General features: G+C 53.8%; 21 protein-coding genes and 2 pseudogenes. 6 read left to right on the top strand and 17 right to left on the bottom strand.

The annotated features are described in order from the left end of the window. Positions 1-26: 26 nt before the first annotated feature. Positions 27-281: pseudogene (locus ACXKZD_RS19385) on the bottom strand (IS110 family transposase); the annotation flags it as partial. Positions 282-691: 410 nt separating this feature from the next. Between ACXKZD_RS19385 and ACXKZD_RS19390 the strand changes: the two are divergent. Beyond that, a complete protein-coding gene (locus ACXKZD_RS19390; protein WP_033759983.1) occupies positions 692-1,294 on the top strand; it encodes a DUF2913 family protein in 603 nt (200 codons plus the stop codon). 59 nt (positions 1,295-1,353) lie between these two features. Here the strand turns inward: ACXKZD_RS19390 and ACXKZD_RS19395 are convergent, their stop codons facing one another. The 4 genes and pseudogenes from ACXKZD_RS19395 to ACXKZD_RS19410 all read right to left on the bottom strand — a co-directional run. Beyond that, positions 1,354-2,304, bottom strand: a complete 951-nt coding sequence (locus ACXKZD_RS19395; RefSeq protein ID WP_050442347.1) for an Rpn family recombination-promoting nuclease/putative transposase — start codon at positions 2,302-2,304, stop codon at positions 1,354-1,356. 428 nt (positions 2,305-2,732) lie between these two features. Beyond that, complete coding sequence (locus ACXKZD_RS19400) at positions 2,733-3,023, bottom strand: helix-turn-helix domain-containing protein (RefSeq protein ID WP_022624282.1); 291 nt, start codon at positions 3,021-3,023, stop codon at positions 2,733-2,735. Then, positions 3,020-3,352 (bottom strand): type II toxin-antitoxin system RelE/ParE family toxin, encoded by a 333-nt coding sequence (locus tag ACXKZD_RS19405; RefSeq protein WP_031292300.1) that lies wholly within the window; start codon positions 3,350-3,352, stop codon positions 3,020-3,022. The genes ACXKZD_RS19400 and ACXKZD_RS19405 overlap by 4 nt, the downstream gene beginning before the upstream one ends. 119 nt (positions 3,353-3,471) lie before the next feature. Then, positions 3,472-3,747 (bottom strand): annotated as a pseudogene (locus tag ACXKZD_RS19410) (N-6 DNA methylase); the annotation flags it as partial. Positions 3,748-3,924: 177 nt separating this feature from the next. Here ACXKZD_RS19410 and ACXKZD_RS19415 point away from each other — a divergent pair. Further along, a complete protein-coding gene (locus ACXKZD_RS19415) occupies positions 3,925-4,116 on the top strand; it encodes a hypothetical protein (RefSeq protein ID WP_488982110.1) in 192 nt (63 codons plus the stop codon). Positions 4,117-4,220: 104 nt separating this feature from the next. Here the strand turns inward: ACXKZD_RS19415 and arnF are convergent, their stop codons facing one another. From arnF to arnB, 7 genes are read right to left on the bottom strand one after another with little or no spacing between them, the layout of a single operon-like run. Continuing rightward, positions 4,221-4,586, bottom strand: a complete 366-nt coding sequence (gene arnF, locus ACXKZD_RS19420) for a 4-amino-4-deoxy-L-arabinose-phosphoundecaprenol flippase subunit ArnF (protein WP_010257128.1) — start codon at positions 4,584-4,586, stop codon at positions 4,221-4,223. Further along, positions 4,583-4,903, bottom strand: a complete 321-nt coding sequence (gene arnE / locus ACXKZD_RS19425; protein ID WP_033770065.1) for a 4-amino-4-deoxy-L-arabinose-phosphoundecaprenol flippase subunit ArnE — start codon at positions 4,901-4,903, stop codon at positions 4,583-4,585. Before arnE ends, arnF begins: the two co-directional genes overlap by 4 nt. Continuing rightward, positions 4,903-6,570 carry a lipid IV(A) 4-amino-4-deoxy-L-arabinosyltransferase gene (gene arnT / locus ACXKZD_RS19430; protein ID WP_187508474.1) on the bottom strand — a complete coding sequence of 556 codons (1,668 nt, stop codon included), beginning with the start codon at positions 6,568-6,570 and terminating at the stop codon, positions 4,903-4,905. The genes arnE and arnT overlap by 1 nt, the downstream gene beginning before the upstream one ends. Further along, positions 6,570-7,472 (bottom strand): 4-deoxy-4-formamido-L-arabinose-phosphoundecaprenol deformylase, encoded by a 903-nt coding sequence (arnD, locus tag ACXKZD_RS19435; protein ID WP_045139865.1) that lies wholly within the window; start codon positions 7,470-7,472, stop codon positions 6,570-6,572. The genes arnT and arnD overlap by 1 nt, the downstream gene beginning before the upstream one ends. Then, positions 7,472-9,451: a bifunctional UDP-4-amino-4-deoxy-L-arabinose formyltransferase/UDP-glucuronic acid oxidase ArnA gene (gene arnA, locus ACXKZD_RS19440; protein ID WP_033759989.1), complete on the bottom strand. Its 1,980-nt coding sequence runs from the start codon at positions 9,449-9,451 to the stop codon at positions 7,472-7,474. The genes arnD and arnA overlap by 1 nt, the downstream gene beginning before the upstream one ends. Continuing rightward, the gene (gene arnC / locus ACXKZD_RS19445) at positions 9,448-10,431 is read right to left on the bottom strand and encodes an undecaprenyl-phosphate 4-deoxy-4-formamido-L-arabinose transferase (RefSeq protein ID WP_033759991.1); all 984 of its coding nucleotides are present in this window, start codon (positions 10,429-10,431) and stop codon (positions 9,448-9,450) included. The genes arnA and arnC overlap by 4 nt, the downstream gene beginning before the upstream one ends. A gap of 1 nt (position 10,432) precedes the next feature. After that, positions 10,433-11,569 carry a UDP-4-amino-4-deoxy-L-arabinose aminotransferase gene (gene arnB / locus ACXKZD_RS19450; protein WP_182505183.1) on the bottom strand — a complete coding sequence of 379 codons (1,137 nt, stop codon included), beginning with the start codon at positions 11,567-11,569 and terminating at the stop codon, positions 10,433-10,435. Between the two features lie 697 nt (positions 11,570-12,266). Here arnB and ACXKZD_RS19455 point away from each other — a divergent pair. Continuing rightward, a complete protein-coding gene (locus ACXKZD_RS19455; protein ID WP_182505186.1) occupies positions 12,267-12,845 on the top strand; it encodes a YceI family protein in 579 nt (192 codons plus the stop codon). A 22-nt stretch (positions 12,846-12,867) separates the two neighbouring features. On the opposite strand, the gene ACXKZD_RS19460 is transcribed toward ACXKZD_RS19455, so the two are convergent. The 4 genes from ACXKZD_RS19460 to ACXKZD_RS19475 all read right to left on the bottom strand — a co-directional run bounded on the left by ACXKZD_RS19460 (position 12,868) and on the right by ACXKZD_RS19475 (position 15,880). Next, positions 12,868-13,653 carry an anti-sigma factor family protein gene (locus ACXKZD_RS19460; protein WP_022624292.1) on the bottom strand — a complete coding sequence of 262 codons (786 nt, stop codon included), beginning with the start codon at positions 13,651-13,653 and terminating at the stop codon, positions 12,868-12,870. Continuing rightward, positions 13,650-14,099 carry a sigma-70 family RNA polymerase sigma factor gene (locus tag ACXKZD_RS19465; RefSeq protein ID WP_375139590.1) on the bottom strand — a complete coding sequence of 150 codons (450 nt, stop codon included), beginning with the start codon at positions 14,097-14,099 and terminating at the stop codon, positions 13,650-13,652. The genes ACXKZD_RS19460 and ACXKZD_RS19465 overlap by 4 nt, the downstream gene beginning before the upstream one ends. 87 nt (positions 14,100-14,186) lie before the next feature. Then, a complete protein-coding gene (locus ACXKZD_RS19470; RefSeq protein ID WP_033786309.1) occupies positions 14,187-14,723 on the bottom strand; it encodes a tetratricopeptide repeat protein in 537 nt (178 codons plus the stop codon). Between the two features lie 143 nt (positions 14,724-14,866). Continuing rightward, a complete protein-coding gene (locus ACXKZD_RS19475) occupies positions 14,867-15,880 on the bottom strand; it encodes a Gfo/Idh/MocA family oxidoreductase (protein ID WP_033786442.1) in 1,014 nt (337 codons plus the stop codon). Between the two features lie 108 nt (positions 15,881-15,988). On the opposite strand from ACXKZD_RS19475, the gene ACXKZD_RS19480 reads away from it, so the two are divergent. From ACXKZD_RS19480 to ACXKZD_RS19490, 3 genes are all read left to right on the top strand, one after another. After that, on the top strand, positions 15,989-16,999 hold the full coding sequence (locus ACXKZD_RS19480) for a LacI family DNA-binding transcriptional regulator (RefSeq protein WP_033759995.1): 1,011 nt from the start codon (positions 15,989-15,991) through the stop codon (positions 16,997-16,999). Between the two features lie 602 nt (positions 17,000-17,601). Further along, positions 17,602-18,045 carry a PACE efflux transporter gene (locus tag ACXKZD_RS19485; RefSeq protein ID WP_033759997.1) on the top strand — a complete coding sequence of 148 codons (444 nt, stop codon included), beginning with the start codon at positions 17,602-17,604 and terminating at the stop codon, positions 18,043-18,045. Positions 18,046-18,279: 234 nt separating this feature from the next. Continuing rightward, positions 18,280-18,483: an Hha/YmoA family nucleoid-associated regulatory protein gene (locus tag ACXKZD_RS19490; RefSeq protein ID WP_010257166.1), complete on the top strand. Its 204-nt coding sequence runs from the start codon at positions 18,280-18,282 to the stop codon at positions 18,481-18,483. Between the two features lie 537 nt (positions 18,484-19,020). On the opposite strand, the gene ACXKZD_RS19495 is transcribed toward ACXKZD_RS19490, so the two are convergent. Further along, positions 19,021-19,221, bottom strand: a complete 201-nt coding sequence (locus tag ACXKZD_RS19495; protein WP_235194761.1) for a putative hemolysin — start codon at positions 19,219-19,221, stop codon at positions 19,021-19,023. Positions 19,222-19,603 lie beyond the last annotated feature (382 nt).

Genomic DNA, 19,603 nt, shown 5'->3' on the forward strand with positions numbered 1-19,603 from the left:
GCCAGCAGTCATTTCAGAATCAGACCTGGGTTGGCCAGCGAAACGTATGACCCGGCCTCATGCAGCGACAAAGCAAGGCGTTCGTGGTAAACACCCGTCGCCTCCATAACCAGGTAAACGTCACCGGGTCCGCTGTGCTGCAGGGGCAGCCAGCAGAATATACTGGCTAACGCGCTGCGGTCATTTTTTATCTTTTTTCCCCGTATGCGTTCTTTTATGTCGTAATACAGTATGCAGAGAACAAGAGTGTCTTTACTTACGTCTATGCCTACAGGAAACATCGTATTTCTCCTCTCACAATGGCCGTCACGCCTGTTAGCCTTGTACATACGGAGTCGGGCACCCGGTAACCGCTCAACAAAATATGCTGGCGTGAAAAGTGAAAAAGGGGGCCATAAGCTGCCAGACGGGATCGATAATTAAATCGTGCGCTGGGAGGGGACTGGCTCACTCTGCTTCGTGTGATGGTAGCTAATCACCACATAATGTTAGATACAAGGATGGGGTTGGGTCGCGCTACATATCAGTCCGTAATCGGCTACGCCGGGCGTACGGCGCCGTATGACCAATGTCCTGCTCTGACATCATCTGACGCCTCCATGCCGCTAAGCGGCATACAGAGCACAATATTTATTGTTTTACTAATTATTAAGTTAATTTTCCGTACATGAATTATTAGGAGGACAGACTAGTGACGCTGACACATAAATCTGGTCATCTGGCCTGGTGCGCTCTGACAGCCCTTGCACTAGCACGTCAGGATGGTACCGTTTGCTCTGCTGCTCAGGAAAATCTCTTTCTGACACGCTGGCTGGCAACCGCCCTGAAGCAGCGTCGCTTTTCCCGTGAGGTGGCTCCCGACATTGAGTGGCTGCTAACGCAGGGGCGCCAGTATGGCGTTGGCGCAAAGCTTGCCGGCAAGCTGGACTACCTATGGCGTTCATGCACAGGCGAGCTGTCCCAGCAGAATGACCTGTTCCGTCTGACATATGCCCTGGAGATGGCGAAAGATATGTGCTGGGCTTACCAGCTGTTCAGCGACCGGGAGTGGTCAGAAAGGCATGCCGCTGTCCTGAACGCTGCCGTAAACGGAATTTATCTGTCCCGGAGCAGCCTGGATGCTGCATTTGACGATGACGGCCAGCAGGTCGCATCGGTGATGGCGCGACTGACAGGGCGCGTGCAGGGGCTGGAAACGCTTCTTAACCGCTGTGGATGGCAGATAGCTATTGATGGGCCTTCCGGGCTTTATTTGCTGACGGCAGAAAAATATGAACTAACGATGGGGCAGTAAGACCCAGGGCGGATGTACCTGGCGGAGCAGCAGTGCGGCCGGAGAGGCCGCTAAATAAGTCAGTGGCGGATCTGCGCCAGGTCGTCTTCAGTCAGTCCGGTCATTTTCATGACGGTATTACGGTCGAGACCGTTCTGCAGCATGGTACGGGCAACTTCCAGCTTGCCTTCATTCCGGCCTTCCTGCCTGCCTAACTGGATACCCTTCTGAATGCCATTCTGTTCGAGCTGTTGTGCGATGGTCATAAGTGCGTCTCCGTGTTGCGGCACACGCTGTGCCAGTTCGCGCACAAAACCTTCGGCGTCGGCTGTTTCGCCTGCCTGTACAATATAGTGTACCAGCGATATCACCTGTGATGAAGACAGATAGCCGGCCAGCAGAATGGGCGCCAGCCGGTCAGTCAGTTCTGCCAGATCCCGCTGATGAATATGTTTCTGCAGCAGGGTCAGGGCGGCTATGCTGCGATGGCCGGCGATTTCATCATCAGGAATGACGGTAACGTCAACCAGCGGGAAAGCGCTGCTGTAGAGTTTGCCTGCCAGCGCCGGATCATCAAACTCATTCAGCCACCGGGTGGAGTAAGGATACGGGCTGCGTTTACCCGTATAGAACAGCACGGGTATCACCAGTGGCAACTTCTTATGGCCCGCCTCAAGGTGGCGCTGCATGGCAGCCACCGCATAACGCATCAGGCGAAAAGCCATGTGTTTATCAGGTGAAGACTGGTGCTCAATGAGCACGTGGACATAACCCTCACCGGCTGTGGTTTTCAGACTGTAGAGCACGTCGCTAAAGTACTGCCTCAGGTCATCCTCGACGAACGAGCCGGATTCCAGCTTTAGCGTACTGAGGTCACAGATAGCACGCAGCTCTGCGGGCAAGTGGAGTTCCATGAAATCACGGGCGACATCCGGGTGGGTCAGAAACTGCCGGAACGTGGCATCGTGAGGAGTTGGTGTGCGGTTTTCTTCTTCTTCATCAGTCCCGGCTCTGAAAAATAACCGCTGTATGTTACCACAGGCAAAAAACCGTCTGTATTGATGGTGAACAGATCTGCAATGCCTGCAGGTAGCCGTTCGGATTATTTTTAATTTTTTCGGATACACTGCTTCATCGTACGATCTCTAATAATCGAAGCATAATCATTCTTCGACTCACTTCGCAAAGCCAGATGAGTGATGGAATCATAAAACACCGTCAATACGGCTGGGAGATGTGGCTGTACCTGCTACAATTTAACATAAATTACATTATGCGCACTTCTGCAGATGGCCAATTTGGTAGCGTCACTTGATAGCAGAAACGGCAAGCTATCAGCGTCAGATGGGAAGGGATGAAGACGGTCAGGTGAAAGGGTATAGCCGGTGCATCAGCACCGGGTTTATCCTGCCCCGAAGGGGCTACCGTCCTGGCAGTTCGCGCGATGCAAAAAGGCAGCTCAAGCTTCCTCTGGTTCGCTTATCTCAATACTGGTTATGTGCAGTCCGGCATGTGACATCATGCTGACCAGCTTATCAATTGAAAAGCAGTTGATCCGACCTCCTGCCAGCTCGGACACTCTGGGCTGTGAAACGCCCAGCGCAGCAGCAGCAGTGGCCTGATTCAGGCCATTACGTTTAATCCAGCTATTCAGGCGGCCTACTAACTCGGCGCGGAGTTTCATATTTTCCGCCTGCTCTGGCGTTTCGCTAAGAGCGTCCCACACATTATCAAAAGTCTGAATATTCATTTTTTACGCTCCTCAACCAATCGGCGATAACGATTTCGGGCAAGTTCTACGTCACTCTGGCTGGTCTTTTGTGTCTTTTTCTGGAAACAGTGCAGCACATACACGGCTTCTTCAAATTTGGCGACATACATGATCCGGAAAATGCCGTCATTACCCCGGATTCGGATTTCACGTGCTCCCTGACCTACCGTAGCAAAATGCTTCCAGTCGTCCGGCTCCAGTCCCTGCTGGATCAGGTCAAGCTGATACCCTGATGCGGTCCGGGCCTCTTCCGGGAAAGCCCGTAGATCCTCAAGACTGCTGTCAATAAAACTGATTTTCTTACGCATCATCACCTCATTATACGAAATTTCGTATATTGTGCAATTTCTGCATTACTCATGCACCCCATACAAACCCGTAACCACTGCTTCCCTACCATGTAGTTTCCTGCTGTTTTGTCCATGGCCTACATTGCTCTGATAAAATCCAGCATCGCCTTGATCCGGCGCTGGCTTTTGAGACGTTCTTCAAAATCGTTGAGATAGTAAGCCGGTGTATAGCGCACCCGGTTAAACTCCAGCGTCAGCGTATTACCGGTGACAACCTCGGCTGCAATGCCCAGCAGGGAAAGCTGTATAAACGCCATATCCACCGTGACAGGATCAATATCAAATCAACTGACGGACATCTGAACTGATGGATTAAATCCGGCTTCAATCAGGCAATCAGCATAAGGTAGCATCGGTCATGTGGGTGTAATTAAGCAGGCGGAAGTAACGCACACCGATACAGGCATAAATGTCCGTTATCCCGCCGCAGTACATTTCTGCAAACATGAACGTTTCACAGTCCCCGTTCTCATTGCATGCCTGTTTCAGCGGATAGAGTCTCTCCAGCGCATCAGTAAGCGATGAAGGAGATGGGCAAGCCCGTCTCAGAGTGCATGATAGTGGCTGCGCATGGCTGGGATGTGGGTGGAGCAAAACGTGCAGACATGAAAACTGCATTTATTACCCGCAAAGGACAGGCACTCTACCCGCTGGCACCTGCACCCGATCTGATCGTCAGCGATATAGGTGCGTTAGCCACTAAGATAAAACCGCTCTGCTAACCAGCCGTTACCTGTTAATCCCTGTACGCGTTTAGCCTTAATCGCTGCCCGAAAAGGCTAAGAAAAAGCATAGTTGATGCGAAAACACTAACAATATTCTTAAATCAGGGCTTAACCACGATACACAGCAGGCCGATGACAATAATCACTACGCCCGCCAGGCTGTGCCAGCTGAACGCCTCATGGAATACCGGCAGACAGACAGCCACCAGCCACACCAGCACATAACTGAGGCTGAGCAGCGGATAGACGCGGTTCAGCGGAAAATAGCGCAGCGCCCGAATCCAGCAGAGCATTGAAACACCATAAGCGCCCAGCCCGGCCAGCAGCAGCAAGGCGGGCAGCAGGGCAACAGCAGGCAGCGACGTTATGCTGCTGACATCGGGCAGACGCGGCATCGCCCAGCGCATCATCAGCTGTGCCGCTGAGACCAGCAGCACGCTGCATGCGACCCATCCATACCCTTTCATAGCTGGCTCGCCATCAGCGCCACACCCGTCACCACCAGTAGCGTGCCGAAGATCTGGCGCAGCGTCAGGCGCTCGCGCCAGAGGATGCGTCCTGCCAGCGCAACGAAAATGAAGTTAAGGCTCAGCATCGGATAGGCCTGGCTGACAGGCACCCGCTGCAGCACCAGCAGCCAGAGAAGCATCGCGACACCCAGCAACAGCACGCTCACCCCAATCCAGCTTAAGCGGACCTGGCGCGATGCCGCATGGGTCGCCTGTTTCTGGCACAGTTGCGCACTGCAGCTGAGCAGACTGACCAGTATAATCAGCAGCAGCATCACTTCATCTGACTGTAATAGAGACAGACCAGCCTGCCCTGGCGATAGACGGCGTCCGGCACCGGAACATCCTCGCCGATATCACTGTGTACTGAATCAACCAGCAACAGCAGTGATACGCTTCCCGTACGGCGATGATCGGCAAGCCAGCCGCCGAAGTCCGCCTGAGAGACAAAGCGGGATTGCGCATCAGGGTAGCCCAGCCCATATTCCAGCTCGCCTTTGGTGTCATAGAAGCCGATATCGCTACGTTGCAGATGCCAGGCTGCGGCAGATGCCACGCCGGGATTGTCCGCCAGGATAAAGTGACTTGAGGCCAGACGCTGGCTGATCGTCGAGACAAAACGCTGCGGCTGTTTGGCGTCGCGGATTTTATCCGGGATTGCCGCGCCAATAAACAGCGCGACGCCCAGCGGGCAAAGCGCGGCCGCCAGCCAGCGGCGCTGTGCAGAGCGGCAGCTATATGCGCCCACCAGCCCCCAGATGAGAAATGCCAGTGCCCCCAGCGCAAGCTTCAGCATCTCGTGCGTGGTGAACAGCGGATGATGCGTCACACTCCAGGGAGCGAGCACCAGCACGACCGTTGCCAGGGTAATGATGCCGAAAATCAGGTTGAGCCAGCCATTGACTGTTAATGGGCGCCCTGCCCGCTGTGCGGCGTTCAGGCCATAGTGCGCCATCAGCAGCGACAGCGGCACAAAACAGGGCAGGATATAGGTTGGCAGCTTGCCTTTTGCCAGGCTGAAAAACAGCAGCGGCATCACCGTCCAGCTCAGCAGATAGAGCGCACCGGGATGCTGCTGACGCTCGCGCCAGCCGGTCATCAATGCGCCCGGTAACAGCGCCAGCCACGGCAGCGTTCCCAGCAGCAGAACCGGCAGGTAATACCAGAAAGGCGCTTTGTGCTGGGCATTGTCCTCAGCAAAGCGCTGAATATGCTCAACCCAGAAGAAGTAGTGCCAGAAATCCGGTGCCTGATGATAGATCGCCAGCGCCCAGGGTGCGCTGATCGCCGCGGCTGAGAGTAGAGCCAGCGGACCGAAGCAGAGCAGTTCGCGCAGTCGCTGCCGCCAGATCGCCCAAGGCAGAATCGCCAGCACAGGCACTGCCAGCGCCAGAAAGCCTTTGGTCATAAACCCCATGCCGCAGGCGAGACCCAGCAGCAGATAGCCGCCCGCCCGCCCGGCGCGTCCGCTGGCCTCCGTCGCCAGCCAGAAGCTGCACATCGCGGCAGCCAGCCAGAGCATCAGCATCGGATCGAGCACCGCATAGGTGCCAACGCCATAGACCAGCAGCGAACTGAGGAAAATAATCGTGCCGACGGCAGCCGTGCGTGCCGAACCAAACAACCGCCTGCCGAGCCAGTAGATCAGCACGGCGGTCATCGCCGTGGAGAATATCGATCCCGCCCGCACGCCAAAGTTGTTGTGGCCAAACAGCCACTGACCCAGCGAGTTGACCCAGTAACCCGCAATTGGTTTTTCAAAATAGCGCAGACCGAAGAAGTGTGGCGTCACCCAGTTACCGGTTGCCAGCATCTCCCGGCTGATCTCCGCATAACGGGTCTCATCCGGCTGCCAGAGATCGCGGAACATCGGCGGAAGCAGGTAATAGAGAATAAAAAAGCTGAAAAAAAGTAGCCACTTCGTGTTGTTACGTATCCGCACTAGTTCGCCTCTTCAGTCAGTTTCTGGCAGCCCAGCCACCCTTCCCGTCCGGGGATTTCGCCTCTGACCACCCTGCCCACCGGCAAGGTACTTAGATCGTCGGGCAGCAGCTCGCTTAACGGACAGAACTGAATGCCGTGACGGTCCGCAGCAGCCAGCAGCTGGTCAAAGTCCGGGTAGCCGATAATCCCTTCGACTTCGGCATGCACGGTGTAGACCGCCCCATCATCAGAAGAGAGCATTTTCGCCAGAATGTAGTCGTTATAGCCTTCTGCGCTGACCTCGCGGCCAACCACTTCATCCCATGTGGGCAACGTCACCGGAATCTGTACGGTACCGATCTGTCCATCCGGCAGCATGGGCCGGAACGGGCCGCTGCCGCGACAGTCGCTGTTGTAGTGAAAGCCAAAGTCCTGTTTGGCGGCGATCACCCGGCCATCGGCTCGCCAGCCCGCGGCGGCCGAACAGCTGACAGGATGACCGAGTATCTCACTCAGCGTTTCGGTGCCGCGTGCTATCTGCTCAACCAGCTTATCCTGCGGCCAGACGCCGGCCCAGGTCTGCCAGGCAAAATGGTCCCAGGCGTGCAGACCGACTTCGTGCTGACGAGTGGCGTCCTGCATGATGTGCCGCAATCTCCGTCCCATCTGCTTTCCCGGCCACGCCGTTCCGGCGAGCAGGATGTCCCAGCCATAGAGCGACGCGGCACGGGAGCGCAGCATCTTCATAAGAAACGCCGGTTTCACCAGCCGCCAGAGATGGCGGCCCATGTTGTCTGGTCCCACGCTGAAGAAAAAGCTGCCCCGCACCGCATGACGCCGGAACAGCTCAAGCAGCGCCGGCACGCCCTGCTTCGTGCCGCGCCAGGTATCTACGTCAATCCGCAGACCGATCTTCTTCATCACTTATCAGCCTGTGGCTCAACGGTGCGCAGGAAGAAGTCGAGCGTGTTGTCGATAGTGACATCCATCGTCACGGTCGGTGTCCAGCCGAGCAGGCGACGCGCATTGCGGATAGCCGGTTTACGGTGCTCCACATCCTGATAGCCTTTGCCGTAGTAGCTGCTGCTTTCTACTTCGCGGAAACCGGCAAACGGCGGGAACTGGCTGCGCAGCGGATGACGTTCAAAGCTGGCCAGCAGCTGCTCGGCCAGCTCTTTGATACTGGCTTCGTTGTCCGGATTACCGATATTGATGATCTGACCATCACAATTCAGCTGTTTGTTTTCGATAATGCGGAATAGCGCCTCAACGCCATCCTGAATATCGGTAAAGCAGCGCTTCTGTTTGCCGCCGTCAATCAGCTTAATGGGCGAGCCTTCTACCAGGTTAAGAATGAGCTGGGTTATCGCGCGGGAACTGCCGATGCGCGCTGCATTAAGGTTATCCAGACGCGGTCCCATCCAGTTGAACGGACGGAACAGGGTAAAACGCAGCCCCTCTTTTTCGCCGTAGGCCCAGATAACGCGGTCCAGCAGCTGTTTGGATACCGAGTAGATCCAGCGCTGTTTGTTGATCGGCCCGACGACCAGATTAGAGCAATCCTCATCGAAGCTGTCATCGGTACACATGCCGTAAACTTCTGAAGTGGATGGGAAAATGATGCGCTTCTGATACTTCACACAGTCGCGAATGATTTTCAGGTTCTCTTCGAAATCGAGCTCAAACACGCGCAGTGGATTGCGGGTGTACTCAATTGGCGTGGCGATGGCTACCAGCGGCAGGATGACGTCGCATTTTTTGATGTGATACTCAATCCATTCGGAATGGATAGCGATATCCCCTTCGACGAAATGGAAGCGCGGATGATCCAGGAAGCGGCTGATCGCGTCTGAACTGATATCCAGGCCATAGACCTCGAAATGCTCATCCTGTAACAAACGCTCAGTGAGATGATTACCGATAAAGCCGTTAACGCCAAGGATCAGCACGCGGGTACGACGTTGCAGCGCCGACTGCGGTTTTGAATAGAGCAGCGCGCCAGGGACGATGCCCAGACTCTGCGCCAGCTGACTGCCATTCATGTAAACGCCATGCTCGGACTGGCCGGTCTGGATTTCCAGCGCACCCACGCCACAGGCGATCAGGAAGGGCTGCTTAGAAAGTACCGTCCCTGGCTTTGCCTGATGCTGCTGCGGATGAACCCGGCTCTTCCAGACGATAAATTTAACCGAACCGGCAAAGGCGAATGCCCCAGGCCACGGATCGGTAACCGCTCTGACCAGATTGTGAATCGTCTGAGCAGGCTGATTCCAGTCAATGCGGCCATCTTCGGCCGTGCGACGGTCAACCCGGGTCGCCTGACGCTCATCCTGTGGCCATTCACTCACCTCACCCTCGCGCAGACGAGGTAAAACGTCGCCGAGCAACTGCTCTGCAGCCTGGGTCAGTTTACGATGCAGCGTCAGCGCGTTGTCCTGATCCTCAATAGCGACCTTCTGCTGCGCCAGAATATTACCGGCATCCGCACGCTTCACCATGCGATGTAGCGTAACGCCCGTTTCAGTTTCGCCGTTGACCAGCGCCCAGTTCAGCGGTGCCCGGCCGCGATATTTTGGCAGCAGCGAGCCGTGCAGGTTAAAAGCACCCTTTTGAGCGCATTGCAGGATCTCATCACTCAGCAGATGGCGATAGTAGAAAGAGAAGATCATCTCTGGTGCCATGGTGCGGATGCGGTCAAGCCAGATCGGGTGATTCGCCTCGTCAGGTGCATAGACCGGAATGCCATGCTCTGCCGCCAGACGGGCTACTGAGCCGAAAAAGTGGTTTTCGGTCGCCACATCGTTGTGAGTAAAAATGGCGGTGATCTCATAGCCTGCACTCAGCAGCGCATTGATGCCGACACAGCCCATGTCGTGATAGGCGAAAACAACGGTCTTCATGATTGAATATCCTGTACTGAAGGCTCTTCTGGAGCGTGAACAATGCGTTGAACGAAATAGCGCGGACGTGCCCGAACGTCGTTGTAAATGCGCCCGATGTACTCCCCGAGCAGTCCCATACCCACAAACTGGGCGCCGATAAACATGAACAGCACGGCGAACAACACGAAGACGCCGTCACCCGCCCAGGCCGCACCAAAAAAGAGTCGCAACACGATCAATATCAAAGAGAAGGCGAAGCCGGAGAGCGCAATCAGGCTGCCGACCACGCTGAGCAATCGCAGCGGCGTGGTGGTCAGACAGGTCACCAGGTCATACATGAGGTTAATCAGGCGCATAAAGCTGTATTTCGAATCGCCAAAAGCGCGCTCGGCATGGATCACCGGCAGCTCAATGGTGTGTCGGGCAAAGGTGTTGGCCAGGATCGGAATAAAAGTGCTGCGTTCGTGACAGTTGAGCATCGCCTCGACGATGTGGCGACGATAGGCGCGCAGCATGCAGCCGTAATCGCCCATCGCCTTACCGGTGACCCGCTGAATCAGCCGGTTGAGCGTGCGCGAGGCCTTCCGACGGAACCAGCTGTCCTGGCGCTGCTGACGGACGGTACCCACCACGTCATAACCCTGACGTGCGGCGTCTACCAGCCGCGGGATCTCTTCCGGCGGGTTCTGCAGATCGGCATCCAGCGTAATAATCAGATCGCCACGAACCTGGCTGAATCCGGCCATGATGGCGGAATGCTGACCGTAGTTGCGGTTGAGTAGCACACCCGTTATCCGGCTGCCGGGAACGGTGGCGGCCTGTTCAATCAGTTCGGCAGAACGATCGCTGCTGCCGTCATCCACCAGCAGAATTTCATACTCAATCTTAATTGAGTCACAGGCGGCGCAGGTGCGCTGAAGCAGCTCCGGCAGACTCTCCTGCTCGTTATAGACCGGGATGACCACGGAGAGCATATTGATCGGTTTAATATCGCGCATCTCAGGCTCCGGCAATGTCATGTAAAGCCTGAATCACACGTTCGACATCCTGATCCGTCATTGACGGAAACAGTGGAATCGAACACATCTGCTGGCTGTTAAGTTCACTGGCGGGAAGACGTAAATCGGGATAGTGCTCGCGATAATATTTATGGGTATGCGCCGCACGGAAATGCAATCCGCTGCCGATATCCCGCGTCTTCAGTGCCTGCATAAAGGCATCGCGCGACAGACCGCAGCGCTGTTCATCAATGCGAATAATAAACAGGTGCCACGCATGCTGATGTGGCCAGGCGGGCAGTGACAGCGGCGTGAACGGCAGCGTGCGCAGCGCTTCAAGATAGCGTTCGGCAATCTCACGGCGGCGGGCAATAAAGCCCGGCAGTTTCTGTAACTGCACCAGCGCAATCGCCGCGCTGATATCGGGCAGATTATATTTAAAGCCCGGCATCATGACTTCCGCCTGCGGCAGACGCCCCTGGGTATGACGATCAAACGCATCCACCGCCAGGCCATGAAACTTCAGGCTGCGTATACGATCGGCGAGAGTGGCGTCATCGGTCACCACCAGGCCTCCTTCCGCGCAGGTGATATTCTTGATGGCGTGGAAAGAGAAAATCGCCGTACCGCGCTGCCCGACCGGCTTTTGGTGATATGTGGTGCCCACCGCGTGAGCCGCATCTTCAATGATGGCAATCCCACGCTGCTCAGCCAGTTGATAGATTGGCGCGAGATCGGCAGGTGCACCAGCGTAATGCACCGGAATAATGGCGCGGGTGCGGGGCGTAATCGCCTGCGCTATCCGGTCCGGCGTGACCATCAGGTTGTCGGGATCCACATCAATCATCACCGGCGTGGCATCCAGAAGCGTGATCAGGTTCAGGGTAGAGACCCAGGTCATGGACGGCGTGATCACCTCATCGCCAGGCCCGATCCCCATCGCCATCAGCGTGACATGCATTCCGGCAGTGGCAGAGCTTACTGCAATGGCGTGCTGGTTGCCGGTCATCTGAACAAAGGCCTGCTCCAGTTCGGCGCATTTTGCCCCGGTCGTTATCCAGCCAGAGTCAAATACCGCTTTAACAGCAGCCAGCTCTTCATCACCGAATGAAGGCCGGGAAAATGGCAAAAAATCCATGCTAAAGCTCCTGCAGATCAAACCCATAAGCTGTCGCGCGTTGTTAATCAGGCACAACGCCAGAAAATAATTGAAATAGCGAATGACTCACAGTCGGCCAGGGTGTTATCGACACCACGCTTTCCCGTTCTGGAATTAAGGTTACCGGACTGCTAATACAAAATACCGTATGAAAGTTAACTGAACATTAAATGAAGAGTGTGAATTTAAATAAAATCAAGGGAGAGCAAGTTAAGGATTTCAGAAAAAGTTCACTATTAAATGGCTAATAATAGCTCTGGCCTCAACTCTTTTTGATTTATTGATATTTTGTTTAAAATCAGCAGGCTCTGTTAGTCACCAGAGCAGGGTTCAGCTCATCCGGATGAAGTCACTTCTGGAGAGAAAAATTAACACGCTGATATTGCTGGGCTAAATTCAGCCTGCTACTCACAGTATCACATCGAAAAAATAGCGCTCCGCTCATCTCAGGATGAATCACAGATTAATAAAGCCGTCTTAATGTATTCTTAATATTTTTCGTTATTAATGTTCTGCCCTTGCAATAATCATTACACTTTGGTGATTCTCAGGTGACAGTCAGTTAATATCTGTCAGATTATCTGTGCCTGTAAGGTAAAAACAGTGCTAAAAAAAGTGAATAGGATCGCGGTTTCAGGCGTTAACGTTGGGTCTGCCTAAAAAAGAGAAAATAGTGATGATGCGTGCCGCCTGTTTATGCACTCTGTTAGCCCTGCTCAGCCCGGTGCTTTACGCCGCGCCGGTAACCTATGCCATTACCCCCGATAAAACGTCGATAGGCCTTTCATGGCGCGCCTTTGGTCACCAATTTTCGCAGGCCAGACTGCAGGGTGTGAGCGGCACGGTGACACTCAACCCTGATGAAGACCGTGACGATCGTATTGAAGTGACTATTCCGGTAGGGACACTGGTGGCCTCGAACAGCCTGTTAACCTGGCAACTGAAAAGTAACCTGTTTTTTGATGCAGAGCGTTACCCAAACATTCACTTTGTCAGTAGTCGCGTGGCCTCACTGGGTGGCGGCAATTATCGTATTTTTGGTATGCTGACGGTTAAAAATGTCAGCCGGCCAGTCGTGATGCTGGCCTCGCTGGACAGCGGAAAGACAATTGATCCGGCTTCAGGTTCGCTGGCGCTACATGCCTCCACCGCCATCTCCCGCTCAGCCTTCGGAATGGATCGGCTGGTCGGGGTGGTTGATGATCGCGTCAACATTGCGCTGGCCATTGCCGCGCAGGGCAGAAAGCCGCTGTAGCGGTAACCGCTGAAGGGTCCGATTAACTGAGTGCTGTCTGCAATGTTTCCGCTGTGGCAGCCAGTTGAGCCGGTGGGTTGCGGCCAATCAGCACATATTGATAGCCGTCACGCTTCCACCAGGCCAGTTGCATGCCATGGCGCTTTTCATGGGCGATGGGATTCGCGCTGTCCGGCTCAGGCGAGATACAGAGCGCCATCGGGCCATAATCAGCATGCAGCCAGGCGATTTGTGCAATCGACGTCCGTTCGTAGCGCAGGATCCGCACCATTTTCAGTTCAGCCCCTGGCAGGCTGAGTTGCTGAGGATGCAGCTGCAATCCTAAATCGAGTCGGGTACGGTCCAGCCCCCTTTGCAGCATGGCGGCGTCATCAGGCGTATCGGCCAGCGTTTCAGCACTGTAGAGCGACATATAACGCGCCTCCAGATCGCGGATATTCTGGCTTTCATCTTTCTCATCATCTTCCGGTCTTGCCAGGAAACCGATGCCACTGCCCACCAGCAAAAAGCTGACAGACGCAGCAATCAGTGCCCGACGGCTGTAGCCTTTGGCTGGCATTGACTCTGGTGCCGTGATGGCTGCCAGTTGCTGTGCCATTCTGGCCTGCGGTGCCTGTTCCAGCAGCGGCGCAAAAGCCTGTTCAAAATCGAGATTACTGTGCTGTAAATGCTCAACCCGTGCCGCCAGTTCGGGATCCCCTGCCATCGCCTGCTCAAACTGCACGGCTTCCTGTGGCGTCATCTCACCATCCAGCCAGGCAACGATCGCCTCGTCACGCCACGGTGGCGTAAAAGTTTCCCTGTTCATCTCCGTTTCTCCTGCTGTGCGGGCGAGGTCGCCGGCTGTCTGGCCAGCGTGGCACGTGCGGCGGCCAGACGGCTCATAATAGTGCCAATCGGAACCGAGAGCGTCTCTGCCGCCTCCTGATAGGTCAGACCTTCGACATAAACCAGAAACAGTGCATTACGCTGCGCCTCGGGTAAGACGTTAACCTGTAGCATAATGCGCTGGAAATGGCGGTTGTCGTCGCTGGTGGCGTGGTTATCTGCGGCCAGCAGCGCATCGGGATCCACGAATCCCTGTCCCTGCCGGACCTTTCGCGCCCGTAAATCACTGGCCCAGATGGAGTGAAGGATCGAAAAAAGCCATCGATCAATGCGTGTGCCCGGCGTGAACTGCGCGCTGCGTTCCAGCGCGCGTACGCAGGTTGACTGCACCAGCTCTTCTGCCATGTCACGGTTGTGTGACAGCACATAGCCGTAACGCCAGAGCCGCGTCAGATGTTCCGCAAGGTGCTGACGGATGTCACTGTGAGTGATTTTTCGCTCCTCCCTTCCGCATCAGACCTCGGGGTGGCCATTGATCGCGGCCTGCAGATCGCGATATTCCTCGCAGTCTGTGCCACAAATCCCGGCAATGGTTTTTAACTGTTCGCGCGCCAGATCCGGACGCCCTTTGATCATCCAGGCTTCGCCCAGATATTCACGCACTTTAGCGTAACGGGGATCAAGTGCAATGGCGCGCTGATAATAGCCAATGCCCTCGTCCGTGCGGCCCAGTTTACGGGTAGCGTAACCACGATAGTTCCAGGCTTCGCGGGTATCCTGATTTTTCAGCGTATCCAGCAGGTTCAGCGCCGCCTGATATTCGCCCTTTTTCGCCAGATGCCAGGCATAGCGGGTTTTATCGTCGTCACTCAGCTTGCTGGTCTTCTCAGGCACACAACTTTTAGTTTGACTGTCATAGACCTGACCTTTGGGGCAGTCAGGCGTCTTTTTATCACTGTCATTGTCGCCCATCGCCATACTCAGCGGAGAGTGCAGCATCAGCAGCAGTGCCGGAACGGCAAGCAGAGAAAAACCAGAACGCGTTGTCATAATTTATCCTTATCGGGTCTGTGAGACAGGCGATAAAGCCCGCCGGATGCAGTCCGCTAGCGCGGCGCTGTACGGTAAACAGCTCAGCGCCGGTTTCTATTCGATAAAAATAAAATTATTTTTTGCCAGGGTGCCACGCTGAATCAGAACGGTAGTTTTTCCACCGCACAGAAACGCCGTTCCGCCAGGGAGATCACCGCAGCTTCCGCAATCGCCTGGGCTTTCAGTCCATCCTCAAGGCCAGGAAGATCGTCAACCTGCTCACCGTTCAGCGATCGGATAAATGCATCCAGATGAGCATAGTAAGTTGGCTGCACCCGGCTGAACCAGTCGGGCAACAAGCCTGGCTGCTGAATCTGCGCACCCTGATAGCAGCTGACGCCGCGCTGTGGCTGAGAGGCTGATTCCAGCATCCCGTGCGGTCCCATCACACTGATGCGTTCATCGTAGCCATAGCCGGTGCGGCGGACATTATCGAGCTGTGCCAGCGCCCCGCCCTGCAGCCGCAATAGCAGCGTGCTGGTGTCCACGTCGTCAAATTCGCTGATCGAGGGCAGAGCCAGCGCAGCACCCATCGCAGCCACCTCTGTCACCTCCTCTTCAGTCAGCCAGCGCAGCAGGTCAAAAAAGTGGATAGCCTGATCGCGCATTTGCCCGCCGGACGCCTGAAGATAGGCCAGCGGCGGCATGGCTGAGGAGCGGCAGACCATCTGAATCAGTTCCGCCGGGCCGATCCGCCCCTGGCGGAGTTGTTGCTTCAGCTGCTGATGGCTGACATCAAAACGCCGATTAAACCCTACTGTGACCGGCACGTTGTAGGGGAGAACATTAGCCACGGCAGAGCGGGCCCGCTCAAGAGAGAGATCGACCGGTTTTTCACAGTAAATAGCTTTACCGGCGCGGGCTGCGGCTTCCAGTAAGTCAGCATGGGTCGGCGTCGCGCTGGCGATCAGCACCATACCAATCTGCTCATCATTTATCGCCTCGGTGACAGACGCGGCCCGGGCACCAAAGCGGGTCGCAAAGGCGGCGGCGCGCGCGGGATCCGCATCCGCGACCCATACCAACTCAACTCCGGGGTGCGCCTGAAGATTCGCGGCATGAACTTCACCAATAAAGCCACACCCCAGCAGGGCAACACGTTGCTTTTTATTCATTTTTTTGAACTCCATCATAGTCCGGCAGAAAGATGCATCTGCAGGATAACGCTGCGTTTTACACTGGCGGCACGGTGTTTTGAGGTGTTTACCTCAGAGGAGATCGGCATGTCGCTGAAAGAGGTCGCCCGACGGGCAGGTGTGGGACTGGCAACCGTGGATCGGGTGCTCAATGAACGTGGCGGCGTCGCGCCGGAGACGGTTCACAGGGTGCTGCAGGCAGCACGTGAAGTCGGGCTGAAGCGGATCCTGCCGGAGGAGCATCGTCATCCGTGGCAGATAGAACTGCTGCTGAGCAGCAACGATTCGTTTTTCTTTAAGCAGCTGGCACAGGATTTTACTGAGGTTGCCTCGCATCTGGGCTATCGCCGGTTAACGCTGCGCCGCACTTTTGTCCCCGAGGCTCAGCCAGAACGTCTGGCAAAGCTTATCAGGCAGGGCGGTGAAACGCGGGATGGTTTGATCGTTTTTGCCCATGAACATCCGGCAATCTATGAGGCGCTGGACCATTGCCACGCGCGTGGCGTACCGGTGATCTCGCTGGTCACCGATTTACCCGGTGCCGCCCGGCTCTGTCATGTGGGGATCAATCAGTTGCAGGCCGGACGTACAGCCGCTCAGCTGATGGGCAAAATGCTGCATCAACCCGGTGAGGTGTTGATGGTCAGTGGGCACCGGGATTACAGCGCGCATCGTCAGCGTATTGAAGGGTTTCGTGACCTGATAACCAGTCGGTTTCCCCATCTTCAGTTACGTGAAGTTCTGGCCGCCCAGGAAAATCGCGACACCCTCAGTAAGTTGCTGGAGAAGCAGCTGGTTCAGAGCGGTCATCTGCAGGGCATTTATAACACCGGGCTGGGGAATACCGAGATCGGGCAGGCGCTGGCACGACATCGTCGGCTGAATCAGTGCATCTGGATCACTCATGAGCTTTACGCCACCACCCGCACGCTGATGGCGCAGCAGAGCGTTGCGCTGACACTGGATCAAAACACCCGGCAGCATGCCCAGCTCGCGCTGCAGCTGATGCTGAATTATCTGGAGCAGGGAGAGAAACCCGATATCTACATTAACGGAAAAGTGGATTTCATCATTTATACGGCAGAAAACTGTCTGTAAAGATTGCCCGTTGTGTCATATCCACCGGTAAAGAAATATGCTTTACCTGCCGTCGATCATTGCATTCAGCACTATTTCCCGCGCGAAGCAGTGCCCGGGAAAGTGGCTCACTGGCTCAGAAGTGCATAGAAAATAGCCTGCCACAGATAATCTGATCGCAGTGACAAGCTGAAACCGCCCCTTTATGTCAGATAAAAAATCTAACTATCATCTAAATATTAAAATATAAATCTAAATACGCATTTTTTATGGTTTTAATATTCAGATGCAGAGTAATGACGTTAATATCGTATCCGACTGAACAAACAGCGAAGTGAAACGGGTGAATTAATGTGCGACAGATGTGCGGAAACAGAGCAGGAATAACACTCGCAGTCCTGAACGGTTAGCCATTAAAAGCGTACTTTGCAGAATTGATAAATATCAAAACTTAATGGGTTTTTATCGTCATATTCCTATTGGGTTTCACTTTCTGCCAGGTTGATGCTAAGTTCTCGTCGGTTTAAAACAGGGCAGTATGAAGAACCGTTTCACTGATATTACGGCCACCCTGAATTTTTCCTGCGCCAGTACGGTGCCTGACTAATTAATGAGCGTCTGATTTGGAAAAGTGTTTATATCCGGTGCGTACCAGAACTGAGAGAGTGCTGCACGCGGTGGTATTCGAAGTTGTCGCTAATGTGCTGGTTTTCTTTATCCTGATTATTTTTACCTCCGCAGCACCATCGCAGTCGTTGTTGCTTACATTGGTCTCATCGACTCTGGCTATGGGATGGAACTACCTGTTCAACCTGATGTTTGACAGTGTTCAGCTAAAAACAGGATTTAAAAAGAACTTGCGAATGAGATGCCTCCATGCCGTTCTGTTTGAGGCGGGTCTGTTATTAGTGTTAATCCCCTTTGCAGCATGGTGGCTGGATATTACGCTATTCTCAGCGTTGAGACTTGAATCCGGACTTGTGCTATTTTTTCTGACCTATGCTTTTCTGTTCAATTTGTTATGGGATTGGGGAAGATCAGCAAAATCAATGAAGATATTAAATTAATGTATCATGCCATTAAAATTTACTTTCAGAAATTAACCTTTCGCTTAGCCGGCTAATGGAACTTCGCGTGCGAGTGATCGCGCCCGAATGTATCCGATGCGTAAGGAAACAAGTATATCTGGTGTCAGGAGCCGCTTACTCTCGCCTGGCAGCATTGATATAACGGCGCGTCTGCATAAATTAAGTTCAGACTGCGTATAAGCTCATTTCACAGGTTAAAGCAGCAAGAATATTATGGACAAAGTCTACTATCTGAATAAGTTAAGGAACTGCCCGTCAACCGATATTCTGGATATCGTAACAAGCTATATGCGGAAAAAACTGCCTGGTGACGACCTCTCTTCATTTGAAGGCGCTTACGATCATCGTAAAGCCGAACTAATAATGAATGAAACCTACAGTGAAGTTCCTTCAGAAGTATGGAGACTGGTGTGCTGAGGCGTAAAAAGGAGGGCATGATCACTCATAACCCATTATCTGCTGAGGGCTGATCACCCTGCAGATCATCAATTCCTGATAATCCTGGCGCGATGCATTTTGATCTCCGTCGGGCAGAATCGGTGAACAGATAAATCAGAGCATCACCTTTAGTGCTGTGATGCTCTGTCATTCTCAACAAACGCACGACATAAAGCGCTGTAAGAAATAGTAAGACAAACCTGCCAGACCACTGTAAACCGTTTTAAATATGACGCCAAAACTGGCTTCATCTGTTGTATTCAGAAAAGCTCGTACAAATAATGCCTTACGGACTCACACGACTACGATAATGATTATCTGTTCAGGCGATATGCTGCCAATTTAGCTCATGCTCCACCAGCACCGATCACGGAACGGCAAATCGTGTCAGGGTGATAAAAAAGGCTGCTCAGTCGTTAAGCAAGGGTGTATTAAGCAGATTCAGATGATGCAATACCATTAAATTTAAATGTTGTTCGCCCGAACAGGGAGCATGCAGGCGAACAAAACGGGAATTCATTTCAGATGGTCACGATGATACAGAGCCCACTGCTCAATCTTTTCTCCAGAGGGTAGCAGGCAATATGCCGAAGATTTTTCCTGGACCTGCTGACCACCGCGATTAACGCAATATTCACTGGCTGGATTACGCATTGTTAAACGCTGCGGTTCCTTGCTGTTCGGTGTGCAGGCGATAAGTAGTGAAGCCAGTAACATCAGTGAAACTCCTGCTAACCTGTTTGTGACGAACATAAAACCTCTCTTAACCTTATTTTTGTGAATTAAGAATTTACTCTCCAGTGGTGTAATTAAATCTGATAGCACAACAACGACTTTATCAGGAATCCTCCTTTCTCCGGCCACATGTTAACCTCAGGGGTGACAATCATCATGTTTCCATTCTGCCGTCCACTCTGCACTCACCACTATGGGTATCGATGCATAATTATAGCGTGCTGCCACTAAACCCTCGCTTAACAACCTCACGCGACACATAAGCAGACAGACCTTTAATGCAGTGATTAAAAAATGAATAAAGCCAAAATTAGAATGCATGTGAAGATAATTAACAAAAACCCCATTATTACAATCGATGCAT

The organism is Pantoea sp. ABR1s, from assembly GCF_057812235.1.